General features: G+C 72.2%; 1 protein-coding gene. It reads right to left on the bottom strand.

Annotation, left to right across the window (positions count from 1 at the left end; all coding sequences use genetic code 11):
* A partial coding sequence (locus R1101_RS28865) for a condensation domain-containing protein (RefSeq protein ID WP_037225298.1) occupies nucleotides 1-711 on the bottom strand: 711 nt, incomplete at both ends.

The following is a 711-nucleotide window of genomic DNA, read 5'->3' on the forward strand; positions in this document are numbered from 1 at the left end:
GTCACCGCCAACCGGTCCTCGACGTCGGCGGGGGTGTCGGTGGCGGGCGCGGTGACCGGGCGGGGCAGCTCCGACCGTTCGGGGGCGCCGGCGAGCTGCTCCCGCCAGTAGTCGGCGGTGGCCGCGGCCCGGCGACGCTGCTCCGCCAGTGCCACGCTGGCCGGATGGATCGCGGTGACCGCCCGGTCGGGTGCGCTGCGCAGGAACTCGCCGAGCAGGTCGACGAACCGGTCGTGGTGGGTGTGCAGTTCGTCCTCGTCGTAGCGGTGCGGGTTGCCGCGGAAGTCCAGATAGGTCCGTGCCGGGTCGCCGCTCTGATAGATGTTGACCAGCAGGTCCTCGACGGGACCGGAGGTCATGATGTGGAATTCGCCGCGGATGTCGCCGAGCACGATCTCCTGCCGGAACAGCATGACGTTGACCATCGGCCCGGCATAGCGGTGCGGGTCGCCGGCCGCGCCGGTCTCGCGGCGGATGTCCTCGAGGCTGAACCGCTGGTGCCGCAGCGCCCCGGTGAGCTCGAGCTGCACCCGCCGCACCAGATCGGTGCGGGTGTCGCCCGGGTCGAGGAAGATGCGCAGCGGTGCGGTGTTGACGAGCATGCCGCCGGAGCGGCGGGCCACGGCGGTGGTGCGGGCGAAGACCGGCAGGTTGATCATCACGTCGTCGCGGCCGGTCAGGCGGGCCAGATAGCACGCGAACGCCGCGACC

Source organism: Rhodococcus sp. R1101, from assembly GCF_000278445.1.
GTDB lineage: Bacteria > Actinomycetota > Actinomycetes > Mycobacteriales > Mycobacteriaceae > Rhodococcus > Rhodococcus gordoniae.